This is a genomic window from Escherichia sp. WS33 (genome assembly GCF_046486385.1).
Taxonomy (GTDB): domain Bacteria; phylum Pseudomonadota; class Gammaproteobacteria; order Enterobacterales; family Enterobacteriaceae; genus ECMA0423.
Genome location: NZ_JBJQLJ010000009.1, coordinates 91,425 through 106,161, shown reverse-complemented (window position 1 = coordinate 106,161; position 14,737 = coordinate 91,425). Strand labels below are relative to the sequence as shown.

General features: G+C 50.8%; 14 protein-coding genes. 7 read left to right on the top strand and 7 right to left on the bottom strand.

All coding sequences use genetic code 11. From position 1 onward, the window contains the following. Nucleotides 1–596: 596 nt before the first annotated feature. Together alaA and yfbR are read left to right on the top strand one after the other, a co-directional pair. Nucleotides 597–1,814: an alanine transaminase AlaA gene (gene alaA, locus ACJHXA_RS10115; protein ID WP_000074527.1), complete on the top strand. Its 1,218-nt coding sequence runs from the start codon at nt 597–599 to the stop codon at nt 1,812–1,814. A gap of 83 nt (nt 1,815–1,897) precedes the next feature. Then, nucleotides 1,898–2,497: a 5'-deoxynucleotidase gene (gene yfbR / locus ACJHXA_RS10110; protein ID WP_000813848.1), complete on the top strand. Its 600-nt coding sequence runs from the start codon at nt 1,898–1,900 to the stop codon at nt 2,495–2,497. A gap of 58 nt (nt 2,498–2,555) precedes the next feature. Here yfbR and ACJHXA_RS10105 read toward each other — a convergent pair whose 3' ends face one another. From ACJHXA_RS10105 to yfbV, 4 genes are all read right to left on the bottom strand, one after another. Continuing rightward, nucleotides 2,556–4,388: an SLC13 family permease gene (locus tag ACJHXA_RS10105; RefSeq protein ID WP_001012899.1), complete on the bottom strand. Its 1,833-nt coding sequence runs from the start codon at nt 4,386–4,388 to the stop codon at nt 2,556–2,558. Nucleotides 4,389–4,474: 86 nt separating this feature from the next. Further along, a complete protein-coding gene (hxpA, locus tag ACJHXA_RS10100; protein WP_001203410.1) occupies nt 4,475–5,125 on the bottom strand; it encodes a hexitol phosphatase HxpA in 651 nt (216 codons plus the stop codon). 10 nt (nt 5,126–5,135) lie between these two features. Beyond that, nucleotides 5,136–5,630: a YfbU family protein gene (locus tag ACJHXA_RS10095; RefSeq protein ID WP_000426124.1), complete on the bottom strand. Its 495-nt coding sequence runs from the start codon at nt 5,628–5,630 to the stop codon at nt 5,136–5,138. Nucleotides 5,631–5,712: 82 nt separating this feature from the next. Further along, entirely contained in the window at nt 5,713–6,168 is a 456-nt protein-coding gene (gene yfbV / locus ACJHXA_RS10090) for a terminus macrodomain insulation protein YfbV (RefSeq protein WP_000106627.1), read from the bottom strand. Nucleotides 6,169–6,505: 337 nt separating this feature from the next. On the opposite strand from yfbV, the gene ackA reads away from it, so the two are divergent. The 3 genes from ackA (at nt 6,506) to yfcC (ending at nt 11,637) form a co-directional block, all read left to right on the top strand. Further along, on the top strand, nt 6,506–7,708 hold the full coding sequence (ackA, locus tag ACJHXA_RS10085; protein WP_000095707.1) for an acetate kinase: 1,203 nt from the start codon (nt 6,506–6,508) through the stop codon (nt 7,706–7,708). A gap of 74 nt (nt 7,709–7,782) precedes the next feature. Next, nucleotides 7,783–9,927, top strand: coding sequence for a phosphate acetyltransferase (gene pta / locus ACJHXA_RS10080; RefSeq protein WP_000086722.1), 2,145 nt, complete (start codon nt 7,783–7,785; stop codon nt 9,925–9,927). Between the two features lie 189 nt (nt 9,928–10,116). After that, on the top strand, nt 10,117–11,637 hold the full coding sequence (gene yfcC / locus ACJHXA_RS10075) for a putative basic amino acid antiporter YfcC (protein ID WP_001274481.1): 1,521 nt from the start codon (nt 10,117–10,119) through the stop codon (nt 11,635–11,637). A 32-nt stretch (nt 11,638–11,669) separates the two neighbouring features. Here the strand turns inward: yfcC and yfcD are convergent, their stop codons facing one another. From yfcD to yfcF, 3 genes are read right to left on the bottom strand one after another with little or no spacing between them, the layout of a single operon-like run. Next, nucleotides 11,670–12,212, bottom strand: coding sequence for an NUDIX hydrolase YfcD (gene yfcD / locus ACJHXA_RS10070; protein WP_000437935.1), 543 nt, complete (start codon nt 12,210–12,212; stop codon nt 11,670–11,672). Nucleotides 12,213–12,269: 57 nt separating this feature from the next. Further along, on the bottom strand, nt 12,270–12,821 hold the full coding sequence (gene yfcE, locus ACJHXA_RS10065) for a phosphodiesterase (protein WP_000772452.1): 552 nt from the start codon (nt 12,819–12,821) through the stop codon (nt 12,270–12,272). A 55-nt stretch (nt 12,822–12,876) separates the two neighbouring features. Continuing rightward, the gene (gene yfcF / locus ACJHXA_RS10060) at nt 12,877–13,521 is read right to left on the bottom strand and encodes a glutathione transferase (protein ID WP_000042440.1); all 645 of its coding nucleotides are present in this window, start codon (nt 13,519–13,521) and stop codon (nt 12,877–12,879) included. Between the two features lie 135 nt (nt 13,522–13,656). Between yfcF and yfcG the strand changes: the two genes are divergently transcribed. Together yfcG and folX are read left to right on the top strand one after the other, a co-directional pair. Then, nucleotides 13,657–14,304: a GSH-dependent disulfide bond oxidoreductase gene (gene yfcG, locus ACJHXA_RS10055; RefSeq protein ID WP_000566471.1), complete on the top strand. Its 648-nt coding sequence runs from the start codon at nt 13,657–13,659 to the stop codon at nt 14,302–14,304. Nucleotides 14,305–14,360: 56 nt separating this feature from the next. Further along, nucleotides 14,361–14,723 (top strand): dihydroneopterin triphosphate 2'-epimerase, encoded by a 363-nt coding sequence (folX, locus tag ACJHXA_RS10050; protein ID WP_000068457.1) that lies wholly within the window; start codon nt 14,361–14,363, stop codon nt 14,721–14,723. Nucleotides 14,724–14,737: the final 14 nt, after the last annotated feature.

The window sequence follows — 14,737 nt, the reverse complement described above, 5'->3', positions numbered from 1 at the left end:
CAAACAGCAATGGTGAGGCGGCATCAAGAGCAGGGATCCGTCATTTATGCGAGCATTTTACCCCAAAAACCTTTTATTTATAAGGGTCATTGCGAATTATCTGATGCAAAGTTATGTTATGTTAGGCAAAGTAATCTTCTATTATTAATAAGCACATCAAAACCTTTTTGAATATTAAATAATAATTAATTAGCATCATCCTCATTCATTAATTCCGCTTAACAATAGTTTCACACCTTGCCCCCATTACGACACCTCGGAAATCATCACGCTGTTAAACTCTCCGTAATGCGGAAATATCATCATCGCGTTTCATTAGTGAATTCTTAAATGAGGCATTTTCACACAATTATCTTACAGATAAAAAAACCATACTTACAATTAAGAATCAGAACAATTCACTATATAACATTGCATGTAAAGCATATACACCTCATTATTTTGTCATTATTAAGTTATTAACAGCACAATCGAGCCTTCCCCTCTGGCAAAATCTTATTCTGCAGACCTTCAAAACACCGTCCTGGGGGAGTACATTGTTCTAAGCTGACTTCCACGGCAGGGAGTGGCGATAACAGCAAAAAAGGTCAAGATTCATGTCCCCCATTGAAAAATCCAGCAAATTAGAGAATGTCTGTTATGACATCCGTGGTCCGGTGCTGAAAGAAGCAAAACGCCTGGAAGAAGAAGGTAACAAGGTACTGAAACTGAACATCGGCAACCCAGCCCCGTTCGGTTTTGACGCGCCAGATGAAATCCTCGTTGACGTGATACGCAACCTGCCTACCGCTCAAGGGTATTGCGATTCCAAAGGTCTTTACTCCGCGCGTAAAGCCATCATGCAGCACTACCAGGCTCGTGGCATGCGTGATGTTACCGTGGAAGATATTTACATCGGCAATGGTGTATCGGAGCTTATCGTTCAGGCAATGCAGGCATTGCTGAACAGCGGGGACGAAATGTTGGTTCCTGCACCAGATTACCCACTATGGACCGCGGCGGTTTCGCTTTCCAGCGGTAAAGCGGTGCATTATCTTTGCGATGAATCCTCTGACTGGTTCCCGGACCTCGATGATATTCGCGCTAAAATTACGCCTCGTACGCGTGGGATCGTTATTATCAACCCAAATAACCCAACCGGCGCGGTATATTCCAAAGAGCTTTTAATGGAGATTGTGGAGATTGCACGTCAGCATAATCTCATTATCTTCGCCGATGAAATTTATGACAAAATTCTTTACGACGACGCTGAGCATCACTCAATTGCGCCGCTGGCACCTGACCTGCTGACCATTACCTTTAACGGACTGTCGAAAACGTACCGCGTTGCAGGCTTCCGTCAGGGGTGGATGGTGTTGAACGGGCCGAAAAAACACGCCAAAGGCTACATCGAAGGTCTGGAAATGCTGGCTTCAATGCGCCTGTGTGCTAACGTTCCTGCGCAACACGCCATTCAGACCGCGCTGGGTGGTTATCAGAGCATCAGTGAATTTATTACCCCTGGCGGTCGTCTTTATGAGCAGCGTAACCGCGCGTGGGAACTGATCAACGATATTCCGGGCGTTTCCTGCGTGAAACCTCGTGGTGCGCTGTATATGTTCCCGAAAATCGACGCCAAACGCTTTAACATTCACGACGATCAGAAAATGGTGCTGGATTTCCTGTTGCAGGAAAAAGTTCTGTTGGTGCAAGGGACGGCATTCAACTGGCCGTGGCCGGATCACTTCCGCATTGTCACGCTACCGCGTGTCGATGATATCGAGCTGTCTTTGAGCAAGTTCGCGCGTTTCCTTTCTGGTTATCATCAGCTGTAATCTTAATTTCACTGCCGGAGATTGCATCCGGCAGCGTTATCCCGCCACAATGACCTGATGATGTCATCATACGTAAGGTCACTATGAAACAGAGCCATTTTTTTGCCCATCTCTCCCGCCTGAAACTCATTAACCGCTGGCCGCTAATGCGCAACGTGCTGACGGAAAATGTGTCCGAACACAGTTTGCAGGTAGCGATGGTCGCCCATGCGCTGGCAGCTATCAAAAATCGAAAATTTGGCGGTAATGTCAACGCCGAACGTATCGCTTTACTGGCGATGTACCACGATGCCTCAGAAGTGCTCACCGGCGATCTCCCTACTCCGGTGAAATACTTCAATTCGCAAATCGCTCAGGAGTACAAGGCTATTGAAAAAATCGCTCAGCAAAAACTGGTCGATATGGTTCCGGAAGAGCTGCGGGATATCTTTGCGCCGTTAATTGACGAGCATGCATATAGCGATGAAGAAAAATCGCTGGTGAAACAGGCAGATGCACTGTGTGCATATCTGAAATGTCTGGAAGAACTCGCGGCCGGAAATAATGAATTCTTGCTGGCAAAAACGCGACTGGAAGCGACGCTTGAATCGCGTCGCAGCCAGGAGATGGACTACTTCATGGAAGTATTTGTTCCCAGCTTCCATCTTTCGCTCGATGAGATTAGCCAGGATTCACCGCTGTAAGCAGCCGGAGTCTGCGTCGCATCAGGCAATAAGCGCCGGATGCGACATCAGGCTCTTGTCAAAACGGAAACAGCATCGGGATCATCACCACACAAACCGCCATCACAATAATGGTGAACGGTACCCCCAACTTCACAAAGTCACTGAAGCTGTAATTTCCCGGACCTAAAACCAGTGTGTTAACAGGTGAAGAAACCGGTGTCATAAAGGCGGCGGATGCTGCCATCGCCACGACCATCGCGAATGGATAAGGCGACACCCCCATCGTTTTGGCAGCAGCCAGCGCAATCGGAGCCATCAACACCGCCGTCGCGGTATTAGAGATAAATAGCCCAATAACCGCCGACAAGACAAACAAACAACCCAGCATCATATGTGGCCCGTAACCACCGCCAATGTCCATCAGCCCTTTCACCGCCAGCGCGACACCTCCCGTTTTCTGTAATGCCACAGCAAACGGCATCATCCCAACGATCAAAATAATGCTCGGCCAGTGAATGGATTTATAGGCGCTTTCAGCATCTATACAGCGGAATTTCCCCATCAGCAGGCAGGCGATGATAGCGGCAACAGGATTAGGAATTTCATCTGTCAGCATTAACGCCACCATTAGCACCAGACAGAAAATGGCATGGGGTGCCTGGCTGTGCGCGGGCGATGCTTCACTCACCTCTTCCGGTAAGTTCAGCGCTACGAAGTCGCGGCCCTGTTTGGCCAGCATACCGATCAGTTTCCAGTTACCCACAACCAGGATGATATCGCCCAGCAGCAGAGGCTCATCCGCCAGCGAACCTTCCAGCGCCACGCCATTGCGCTTTAGCCCCACCACATTCAGTCCGTAGCGGGTACGAAAACCAATTTCGCGCACCGATTTACCAATCAGTTCTGACTCAGGAATTAATGAAATCTCTGCCATGCCCACATCAAGGGCCTGGTCAGAAAAATACTCGCCGCGCAGTACCATCGGCTCCAGCAATTGCTCACTACAAAATTGCCGGAGATCGACATCAGCCGCAGACATATCAATAAGCAAAACGTCACGCGCGCGAAATTCAGAAACCCCATTAACGTTCACGATAACGCGACGAAAACGCCGCCAGCGTTCAACACCGATGACGTTAGCGCCATAACGCTCACGTAATTTGAGATCATCCAGCCGTTGACCAATCATTGGCGATCCGGGGCGAATAGCCAGACGTCGCGCACGCCCGGTCAGTCGATATTCACGGATAAGATCGCGAAAGGTTCGACGCGTCCAGCCTTCGCGCTGCGGGGTCTGGGTATCCCCTTTCAGCATGAAACGCATCACTAACATATACAAAATACCCAGCACCAGCACGACCAGGCCAATAGGTGTTACGCTAAAGAAACTGAAGCCGTGATAGCCTTCACGCAGCAATTCACTGTTGACTACCAGGTTCGGCGGCGTCGCCACCAGCGTCATCATGCCGCTTATCAGCCCGGCAAAACTCAACGGCATCATCAGACGTGACGGCGAAGTTTGCATACGCATGGCAACGCTTAACACCACGGGAATAAAGATAGCGACAACGCCGGTTGAACTCATAAACGCGCCAAGCCCCGCGACGGTCAGCATCAACAAAACCAACATTTTGATTTCACTGTTGCCCGCAACTTTGACCAGCCATGTTCCCATTACGGTGGCAACACCGGTACGGACCAAACCATCGCCAATAATAAACAAGGCGGCAATCAGGACAACGTTAGGATCAGAAAAGCCGGAAAATACTTCGGGGACTGTCAGCGTTCCGCTTAATGCAAACGCGACAATAACAAACAAAGCGACCGCATCCATACGCACTCTGCCCGTCGCAAACAAGACAATGGCAACGGCCAGTAATGAAAGAACCCAAATCAATTCACCGTTCACAACTTATCCTTGTTAATTGAGGGAGATGTCTTGATTCTGCCATAAAAAAGCCCCGACGAGACGGGGCTAAATCATGATCAGGTGTTTCACTGAATAATAACATCGCCATTTGGCTGTTTGGTCACAGTAATTTGCTCCAGACTGTGGAGGACCAAATCGACCTCATTCAGGCGCGGGGTATCTGCCGGAGCGTTAACCGCAATGACATGGCAACCCGCCGCCAGGCCAGAAAGCACGCCAGCGGGAGCATCTTCCACCACCACACACTCCTGCGGCGCAAGCCCCAGCAGCTGCGCGCCTAACAGATACGCATCAGGTTCTGGTTTTCCGCGCTTCACTCGCTCAGCGGTTACAAACACCTCTGGTGCGGGAAGCCCAGCTATTTTATGGCGCGCTCGCGCTACCGGCATGGAGCCAGAAGTCACAATGGCCCACGGAATACCTGCTTTATTCAAATGATTGAGTAAGGCGATTGCCCCCGGAAGCGCGGTAATACCTTCGGTTTCCGTGGCCTCGATGTACTCCAGACGCGTAAATTCGGCGGCAATATCAGCCTCGGATTTGCCCGCCATAAAATGGCGCAAAGAGGTGATCGCCTGTTTACCGTGAATGAAAGCCAGCACCTCTTCCGGCGCTAACCCATGACGTCTGGCCCAGTTGCTCCACGCCCGTTCTACCGCAGGCAGGGAATCCACCAGCGTTCCATCAAGATCAAACAGAAAACCTTTGCACCGCACGCGGGCCTCCTCAGGCGTTGATAATTTGATTAATTTCGTTGGCGCTCAAATGGTACTGACGCGGGCAGGCATGCCACACATTAAGCATGCGCTGATATTTTTCCCACATTGGCGTCTGGGCGTTAAAACCGTGAGTTCCGGCGTCAAAATGGGTATAGCGCCCTTCCACATTAACCATAAAGCGGACATAACCGAGGTAACGTGCTTCAGTGGCGGCGTCAAAGCCGAGGAAGGTGACACGACGTTCATCGATGGATTGCTGGTCCTGCAAATTAGACCAGGAAACATGCAACGCATGATACATCTCCATAATGTCGATGATAGTGCGGCAGGTTTCTTCTTTCAGCTCGCCAAACTCGCGATCCAATTCACGCATCTGTAATCCGTAACCACGCTCAATAATTGTTTGCAGGCGACGGTAACGTTCAGCATTTGCCGGATCGAGCATAGTCATCATCTTGTACTGATTAGACAAAATAAGACGTTGCGCGTTGGTCATTTCCATTGTTGACTCCTGTATCACTCTACTACGGTGAAAAAAAAGAAGGCTGAGTATGCCTTCTTTTATATGCGTAATCAGGGGTCAATTACAAATCATCAAGGAAAGTTTTATCCAGTTGTTTGAAGGCGCGCTTAAGCGTGTCAGCTAATGCCTGGTAATCAGGCTTGCCTTCAACGGGTGCCAACACCTGTCCAGACTCCTGCAATTTACCGCGAACTTCATAAAACCAGTTGAGGATAGCAGGGGGTAATGGCGTTACAGAACGCTTGCCCAGCCACCATAATCCCTGCATGGGTAAACTTAAGGCGAACAGCGCAGTGGCAACTGCCGGCCCAAGCTGACCGCCCAGGGCAATCTGCCAGCAGAGAGTAAATACGGCGATCGGCGGCATAAAACGGATCGCATAACGCGTCATCTTGATAACGCGATTTTCGACAAAGACCGGGGCAAGGCGTTTTTCCAGCGGCCACGTCTTTGAGTAATGCTGTCCCCGGCGAAACAAGCTAAAAAAATTAACAGAACGATTATCCGGCGTTGACATGCTTCACCTCAACTTCACATATAAAGATTCAAAAATTTGTGCAAATTCACAACTCAGCGGGACAACGTTCAAAACATTTTGTCTTCCATACCCACTATCAGGTATCCTTTAGCAGCCTGAAGGCCTAAGTAGTACATATTCATTGAGTCGTCAAATTCATATACATTATGCCATTGGCTGAAAATTACGCAAAATGGCATAGACTCAAGATATTTCTTCCATCATGCAAAAAAAATTTGCAGTGCATGATGTTAATCATAAATGTCGGTGTCATCATGCGCTACGCTCTATGGCTCCCTGACGTTTTTTTAGCCACGTATCAATTATAGGTACTTCCATGTCGAGTAAGTTAGTACTGGTTCTGAACTGCGGTAGTTCTTCACTGAAATTTGCCATCATCGATGCAGTAAATGGTGAAGAGTACCTTTCTGGTTTAGCCGAATGTTTCCACCTGCCCGAAGCACGTATCAAATGGAAAATGGACGGCAATAAACAGGAAGCGGCTTTAGGTGCAGGCGCCGCTCACAGCGAAGCGCTCAACTTTATCGTTAATACTATTCTGGCACAAAAACCAGAACTGTCTGCGCAGCTGACTGCTATCGGTCACCGTATCGTACACGGCGGCGAAAAGTATACCAGCTCCGTAGTGATCGATGAGTCTGTTATTCAGGGTATCAAAGATGCAGCTTCTTTTGCACCGCTGCACAACCCGGCTCACCTGATCGGTATCGAAGAAGCTCTGAAATCTTTCCCACAGCTGAAAGACAAAAACGTTGCTGTATTTGACACCGCGTTCCACCAGACTATGCCGGAAGAGTCTTACCTCTACGCCCTGCCTTACAACCTGTACAAAGAGCACGGCATCCGTCGTTACGGCGCGCACGGCACCAGCCACTTCTATGTAACCCAGGAAGCGGCAAAAATGCTGAACAAACCGGTAGAAGAACTGAACATCATCACCTGCCACCTGGGCAACGGTGGTTCCGTTTCTGCTATCCGCAACGGTAAATGCGTTGACACCTCTATGGGCCTGACCCCGCTGGAAGGTCTGGTCATGGGTACCCGTTCTGGTGATATCGATCCGGCGATCATCTTCCACCTGCACGACACCCTGGGCATGAGCGTTGACGCAATCAACAAACTGCTGACCAAAGAGTCTGGCCTGCTGGGTCTGACCGAAGTGACCAGCGACTGCCGCTATGTTGAAGACAACTACGCGACGAAAGAAGACGCGAAGCGCGCAATGGACGTTTACTGCCACCGCCTGGCGAAATACATCGGTGCCTACACTGCGCTGATGGATGGTCGTCTGGACGCTGTTGTATTCACTGGTGGTATCGGTGAAAATGCCGCGATGGTTCGTGAACTGTCTCTGGGCAAACTGGGCGTGCTGGGCTTTGAAGTTGATCATGAACGCAACCTGGCTGCACGTTTCGGCAAATCTGGTTTCATCAACAAAGAAGGTACCCGTCCTGCGGTGGTTATCCCAACCAACGAAGAACTGGTTATCGCGCAAGACGCGAGCCGCCTGACTGCCTGATTTCACACCGCCAGCTCAGCTGGCGGTGCTGTTTTGTAACCCGCCAAATCGGCGGTAACGAAAGAGGATAAACCGTGTCCCGTATTATTATGCTGATCCCTACCGGAACCAGCGTCGGTCTGACCAGCGTCAGCCTTGGCGTGATCCGTGCAATGGAACGCAAAGGCGTTCGTCTGAGCGTTTTCAAACCTATCGCTCAGCCGCGTACCGGTGGCGATGCGCCCGATCAGACTACGACTATCGTGCGTGCGAACTCTTCCACCACGACGGCCGCTGAACCGCTGAAAATGAGCTACGTTGAAGGTCTGCTTTCCAGCAATCAGAAAGATGTGCTGATGGAAGAGATCGTCGCAAACTACCACGCTAACACCAAAGACGCTGAAGTCGTTCTGGTTGAAGGTCTGGTCCCGACACGTAAGCACCAGTTTGCCCAGTCTCTGAACTACGAAATCGCTAAAACGCTGAATGCGGAAATCGTCTTCGTTATGTCTCAGGGCACTGACACCCCGGAACAGCTGAAAGAGCGTATCGAACTGACCCGCAACAGCTTCGGCGGTGCCAAAAACACCAACATCACCGGCGTTATCGTTAACAAACTGAACGCACCGGTTGATGAACAGGGTCGTACTCGCCCGGATCTGTCCGAGATTTTCGACGACTCTTCCAAAGCTAAAGTAAACAATGTTGATCCGGCGAAGCTGCAAGAATCCAGCCCGCTGCCGGTTCTCGGCGCTGTGCCGTGGAGCTTTGACCTGATCGCGACTCGTGCGATCGATATGGCTCGCCACCTGAATGCGACCATCATCAACGAAGGCGACATCAATACTCGCCGCGTTAAATCCGTCACTTTCTGCGCACGCAGCATTCCGCACATGCTGGAGCACTTCCGTGCCGGTTCTCTGCTGGTGACTTCCGCAGACCGTCCTGACGTGCTGGTGGCCGCTTGCCTGGCAGCCATGAACGGCGTAGAAATCGGTGCCCTGCTGCTGACTGGCGGCTACGAAATGGACGCGCGCATTTCTAAACTGTGCGAACGTGCTTTCGCTACCGGCCTGCCGGTATTTATGGTGAACACCAACACCTGGCAGACCTCTCTGAGCCTGCAGAGCTTCAACCTGGAAGTTCCGGTTGACGATCACGAACGTATCGAGAAAGTTCAGGAATACGTTGCTAACTACATCAACGCTGACTGGATCGAATCTCTGACTGCCACTTCTGAGCGCAGCCGTCGTCTGTCTCCGCCTGCGTTCCGTTATCAGCTGACTGAACTTGCGCGCAAAGCGGGCAAACGTATCGTACTGCCGGAAGGTGACGAACCGCGTACCGTTAAAGCAGCCGCTATCTGTGCTGAACGTGGTATCGCAACTTGCGTACTGCTGGGTAATCCGGCAGAGATCAACCGTGTTGCAGCGTCTCAGGGTGTAGAACTGGGTGCAGGGATTGAAATCGTTGATCCAGAAGTGGTTCGCGAAAGCTATGTTGGTCGTCTGGTCGAACTGCGTAAGAACAAAGGCATGACCGAAACCGTTGCCCGCGAACAGCTGGAAGACAACGTGGTGCTCGGTACGCTGATGCTGGAACAGGATGAAGTTGATGGTCTGGTTTCCGGTGCTGTTCACACTACCGCAAACACCATCCGTCCGCCGCTGCAGCTGATCAAAACTGCACCGGGCAGCTCCCTGGTATCTTCCGTGTTCTTCATGCTGCTGCCGGAACAGGTTTACGTTTACGGTGACTGTGCGATCAACCCGGATCCGACCGCTGAACAGCTGGCAGAAATCGCGATTCAGTCCGCTGATTCCGCTGCGGCCTTCGGTATCGAACCGCGCGTTGCTATGCTCTCCTACTCCACCGGTACTTCTGGTGCAGGTAGCGACGTAGAAAAAGTTCGCGAAGCAACTCGTCTGGCGCAGGAAAAACGTCCTGACCTGATGATCGACGGTCCGCTGCAGTACGACGCTGCGGTAATGGCTGACGTTGCGAAATCCAAAGCGCCGAACTCTCCGGTTGCAGGTCGCGCTACCGTGTTCATCTTCCCGGATCTGAACACCGGTAACACCACCTACAAAGCGGTACAGCGTTCTGCCGACCTGATCTCCATCGGGCCGATGCTGCAGGGTATGCGCAAGCCGGTTAACGACCTGTCCCGTGGCGCACTGGTTGACGATATCGTCTACACCATCGCGCTGACTGCGATTCAGTCTGCACAGCAGCAGTAATCTCGTCATCATCCGCAGCTTTGCGCTGCGGATATCTGAACCGGAAATAATCACTATTTCCGGTTTTTTATTCTCTTAATCTGCATTAATCCTTTCTGATTATCTTGCTTAACTGCGCTGCATCAATGAATTGCGCCATTTCACTTTGCATACTTACCACTTTGTTTTGTGCAAGGGAATATTTGCGCTATGTCCGCAATCACTGAATCCAAACCAACAAGAAGATGGGCAATGCCCGATACGTTGGTGATTATCTTTTTTGTTGCTATTTTAACCAGCCTTGCCACCTGGGTAGTTCCGGTGGGGTTGTTTGACAGTCAGGAAGTGCAGTATCAGGTTGATGGTCAAACAAAAACACGCAAAGTCGTAGATCCACACTCATTTCGCATTCTGACTAACGAAGCAGGCGAACCTGAGTATCACCGCGTACAGCTGTTCACGACGGGCGATGAACGCCCGGGCCTGATGAACTTCCCGTTTGAAGGATTAACCTCAGGATCGAAATACGGGACAGCTGTTGGCATCATCATGTTTATGCTGGTGATTGGCGGCGCGTTTGGCATTGTGATGCGTACAGGAACCATTGATAACGGTATCCTGGCGCTTATTCGCCATACCCGCGGGAATGAAATTCTCTTTATTCCTGCGCTGTTTATTCTGTTTTCACTTGGCGGCGCGGTATTTGGTATGGGAGAAGAGGCCGTCGCCTTTGCCATTATCATCGCACCGCTAATGGTCCGGCTGGGCTATGACAGTATTACCACCGTCCTGGTGACCTATATTGCCACGCAAATCGGTTTTGCCAGTTCGTGGATGAACCCGTTTTGTGTGGTCGTTGCTCAGGGGATTGCCGGCGTTCCGGTGCTTTCTGGCTCCGGGTTGCGCATCGTGGTGTGGGTTATCGCCACTCTGATTGGCCTGATCTTTACCATGGTGTACGCCTCACGAGTGAAAAAGAATCCTCTTCTGTCACGCGTGCATGAGTCCGACCGCTTCTTTCGTGAAAAGCAGGCTGATGTTGAACAACGTCCGTTTACCTTTGGTGACTGGCTGGTATTGATTGTCCTGACCGCCGTAATGGTCTGGGTGATTTGGGGCGTGATCGTTAATGCCTGGTTTATTCCAGAAATTGCCAGCCAGTTCTTCACCATGGGTCTGGTGATTGGCATCATCGGCGTTGTTTTCCGCCTTAACGGCATGACGGTTAATACCATGGCTTCATCCTTTACCGAAGGGGCGCGAATGATGATCGCCCCTGCCCTGCTGGTGGGTTTCGCCAAAGGGATTTTGCTGCTGGTCGGTAATGGTGAAGCAGGTGATGCCAGCGTGTTAAATACCATCCTCAACAGCATTGCCAATGCCATTAGCGGTCTGGACAACGCTGTCGCGGCCTGGTTTATGTTGCTCTTCCAGGCGGTATTTAATTTCTTTGTGACATCCGGTTCTGGTCAGGCGGCGTTAACCATGCCGTTACTGGCACCGCTTGGCGATCTGGTCGGTGTTAACCGTCAGGTTACCGTGCTGGCATTCCAGTTTGGTGATGGCTTCAGCCACATCATTTACCCAACCTCAGCTTCGTTAATGGCGACGCTCGGTGTTTGCCGGGTGGACTTCCGTAACTGGCTGAAGGTGGGCGCGACACTGCTTGGACTGCTGTTTATTATGTCCAGCGTCGTGGTGATCGGCGCTCAGTTGATGGGCTACCACTAAAAATGTTAAGAGCCGCAATTGCGGCTCTTTTTTCATTCTGCCGTTTCAGTCTCTACGGCTTCATTTTTGGCATTACGCTTCATCCACAACGCCAGCGCTTTCAGCGAGTCTGGAGTGAACTCATCGCAGCGTGCGGTGATTTCTTCCGGCGTCAGCCAGCAAACTTCACTGACTTCATCTTCCTGTAGGGCGAAGGGACCGTGAGAGACGCAGCTGAACAATGCGCCCCAGACACGGCAATTTTTATCTTCGAAATAGAACTGCCCGTGCTCAGCAAAGGGGACACCGGCAATGCCCAACTCTTCTTCCGCTTCGCGACGCGCGGATTCCAGCAGTTGCTCATCGGCCTGGACCACACCGCCTGCGGTCGCATCTAACATGCCGGGTAAAAAGTCTTTTGTCTCGGTACGACGCTGGACCAGAATTTTGCCCATGCCATCATGCACGACGATGTAAGTTGCACGATGACGCAGACACTGTGCCCGCATTTGTTCCCGGCTGGCTTGTGCAATGACTTCGTTCTCTTCATTGACAATATCCACCCATTCAGTACTTGCCAAACGACGCTGTTCCATTATCAGGAAACCTTCTTTTTCTGGCGCTCTTACGGCGCATTTTGAGTTGTGGGTAAATTACGGATTAATCGCGACCTGCGCAATGATACTTTGATCATTGAGTGCGATTACACTAAGTACGTCATTATCCAGCATGCCATAACTCGCCGGATTACCGCCTTTCGGAATACTCACCGAGCCGGGGTTGAAGTGGAAAATCTCCCCCCGCTGTTCTGCCACTGGCAGATGGGTATGACCGTACACCAGCACATCGTTCTGGTTTAAAGCAGGTAGATTTTCCGGGCCAAAAAGATGACCATGCGTCAAAAACAGACGTTGTTTTTCCAGTAATACCTGTTGCCACGGCGCGGTTATCGGGAAATGCAGCAGCATTTGATCCACTTCGCTGTCGCAGTTGCCGCGCACAGCGATAACCTTATGTGCCACTTCATTAAGCCGTTCAGCGACTTTGGCTGGCGCGTAACCCTCCGGTAAAGCATTACGCGGGCCGTGATTCAACACGTCGCCAAGGATCACCAGCCACTGGGCACCGCTTTGGGCAAACAACTCCAGAACACGTTCCGTCGCCGGTAACGACCCATGAATGTCCGATGCAAACATCAGTTTCATCACTCACTCCTCGTCGAAAAAACGTAAGCTATGATACTGGATTCTGTCGTTGCTATCAGCCAGATTGCTTCGCCGAAAGTGCAATAAAACGCTGGACAGACGCTCGCTGCCACTGGAATGTCGCATAATCCACCAGGCGTTCTGGCACCTCATCGCCATGTAGTACCAGGCGGTTAATCATTAGCGCCAGATCAGTATCAGCAATGCACCATTCACCAAATAAATTCGGCTGACCCAGTGCTAACAAATGTTCTGCCATCGCGAACAGTTTCTCTGCACTGGCTTTTCCCTCGGCCGTTAGTGGCGCTTTTTTCGCCCCCGCAAAGACAACATCCGTCGGACGCTCTTCGCGGATGGGCATCAGATCGCTGCGCAGCCAGGCCTGAATCTGTCGTGCACGCGCACGATTTTCTAAATCAAGCGGATAAATACGTTCCCAGGTCGGTGGCGCAAATCGATCTTCCAGATACTCCGCAATGGCAGAAGATTCACTCAACTCAAAATCATCGATTTGTAATAACGGCACACGGCGTGTCTGACCGTAACCTTGCCACGTCGGCTGCAAATGTTCACCGCTGTCGAGGTCGATGGTCTTGATATGAAACGACAGGCCTTTTTCCTGCAACGCCACCCAGGCGGATAACACATAAGGGGAGAAAAAGTGGGCATCTGACCAAAGCGTGATAGCGGGTTTACTCATTATGTCCTCGGCAATAAAGGGGGCTGGCTATCAAACTATAGAGCCTTTTTGTCACTGTCACGTGACGAATACTCACGTAAGTCGCCGCGCTTTCTATACTTGTGGTGTTCAGATGATTAAACAACCGGAGCTGCAATGATCGATCTCTATTTCGCCCCGACACCCAATGGTCACAAAATTACGCTGTTTCTCGAAGAAGCAGAGCTTGATTATCGCTTGATTAAGGTAGACCTGGGGAAAGGCGGTCAGTTTCGTCCGGAATTTTTGCGCATTTCGCCCAACAACAAAATTCCGGCAATTGTTGATCATTCTCCTGCCGATGGCGGCGAACCGTTAAGCCTCTTTGAGTCTGGTGCCATTTTGTTGTATCTGGCTGAGAAAACAGGACTCTTTTTGAGTCATGAAACGCGTGAGCGCGCCGCCACATTACAGTGGTTATTCTGGCAGGTAGGCGGACTGGGGCCGATGCTTGGGCAAAATCATCATTTTAATCACGCAGCCCCCCAAACCATTCCTTACGCTATTGAACGTTATCAGGTTGAAACTCAGCGTCTTTACCATGTACTGAACAAGCGGCTGGAAAACTCGCCCTGGCTGGGAGGCGAGAACTACAGCATTGCGGATATTGCCTGCTGGCCGTGGGTTAATGCCTGGACTCGCCAGCGAATTGACCTCGCAATGTATCCGGCAGTCAAGAACTGGCATGAGCGGATCCGTTCGCGCCCTGCCACCGGGCAGGCACTGCTAAAAGCACAACTCGGTGATGAGCGTTCGGATAGTTAACAGAAACAGGTTCTCGTGTATTATTTCATCCTAAGTAAAACAACGGAGAACCTGCAATGGCACAACCTGCCGCTATTATTCGTATAAAGAACCTTCGTTTACGTACGTTTATCGGAATTAAGGAAGAAGAAATTAACAACCGTCAGGATATTGTTATCAATGTGACGATCCACTACCCCGCCGATAAAGCGCGTACCAGTGAAGATATTAATGACGCGCTGAACTATCGCACCGTCACCAAAAACATCATTCAACATGTAGAGAATAACCGTTTCTCTTTGCTGGAAAAATTAACTCAGGATGTGCTCGATATCGCACGTGAACATCACTGGGTGACGTATGCTGAAGTGGAGATCGATAAACTACACGCGCTGCGCTACGCCGATTCGGTATCCATGACCTTGAGCTGGCAGCGTTAACCGCCATATCGGGA

Coding starts and splice junctions, on each gene's coding strand:
- yfbR (WP_000813848.1), top strand. CDS start 1,898: ATGAAACAGAGCCATTTTTTTGCCCATCTCTCCCGCCTGAAACTCATT.
- yfcE (WP_000772452.1), bottom strand. CDS start 12,821: ATGAAACTGATGTTTGCATCGGACATTCATGGGTCGTTACCGGCGACG.
- yfcF (WP_000042440.1), bottom strand. CDS start 13,521: ATGAGTAAACCCGCTATCACGCTTTGGTCAGATGCCCACTTTTTCTCC.
- ACJHXA_RS10095 (WP_000426124.1), bottom strand. CDS start 5,630: ATGGAAATGACCAACGCGCAACGTCTTATTTTGTCTAATCAGTACAAG.
- yfcD (WP_000437935.1), bottom strand. CDS start 12,212: ATGGAACAGCGTCGTTTGGCAAGTACTGAATGGGTGGATATTGTCAAT.
- ackA (WP_000095707.1), top strand. CDS start 6,506: ATGTCGAGTAAGTTAGTACTGGTTCTGAACTGCGGTAGTTCTTCACTG.
- folX (WP_000068457.1), top strand. CDS start 14,361: ATGGCACAACCTGCCGCTATTATTCGTATAAAGAACCTTCGTTTACGT.
- alaA (WP_000074527.1), top strand. CDS start 597: ATGTCCCCCATTGAAAAATCCAGCAAATTAGAGAATGTCTGTTATGAC.
- yfbV (WP_000106627.1), bottom strand. CDS start 6,168: ATGTCAACGCCGGATAATCGTTCTGTTAATTTTTTTAGCTTGTTTCGC.
- yfcG (WP_000566471.1), top strand. CDS start 13,657: ATGATCGATCTCTATTTCGCCCCGACACCCAATGGTCACAAAATTACG.
- yfcC (WP_001274481.1), top strand. CDS start 10,117: ATGTCCGCAATCACTGAATCCAAACCAACAAGAAGATGGGCAATGCCC.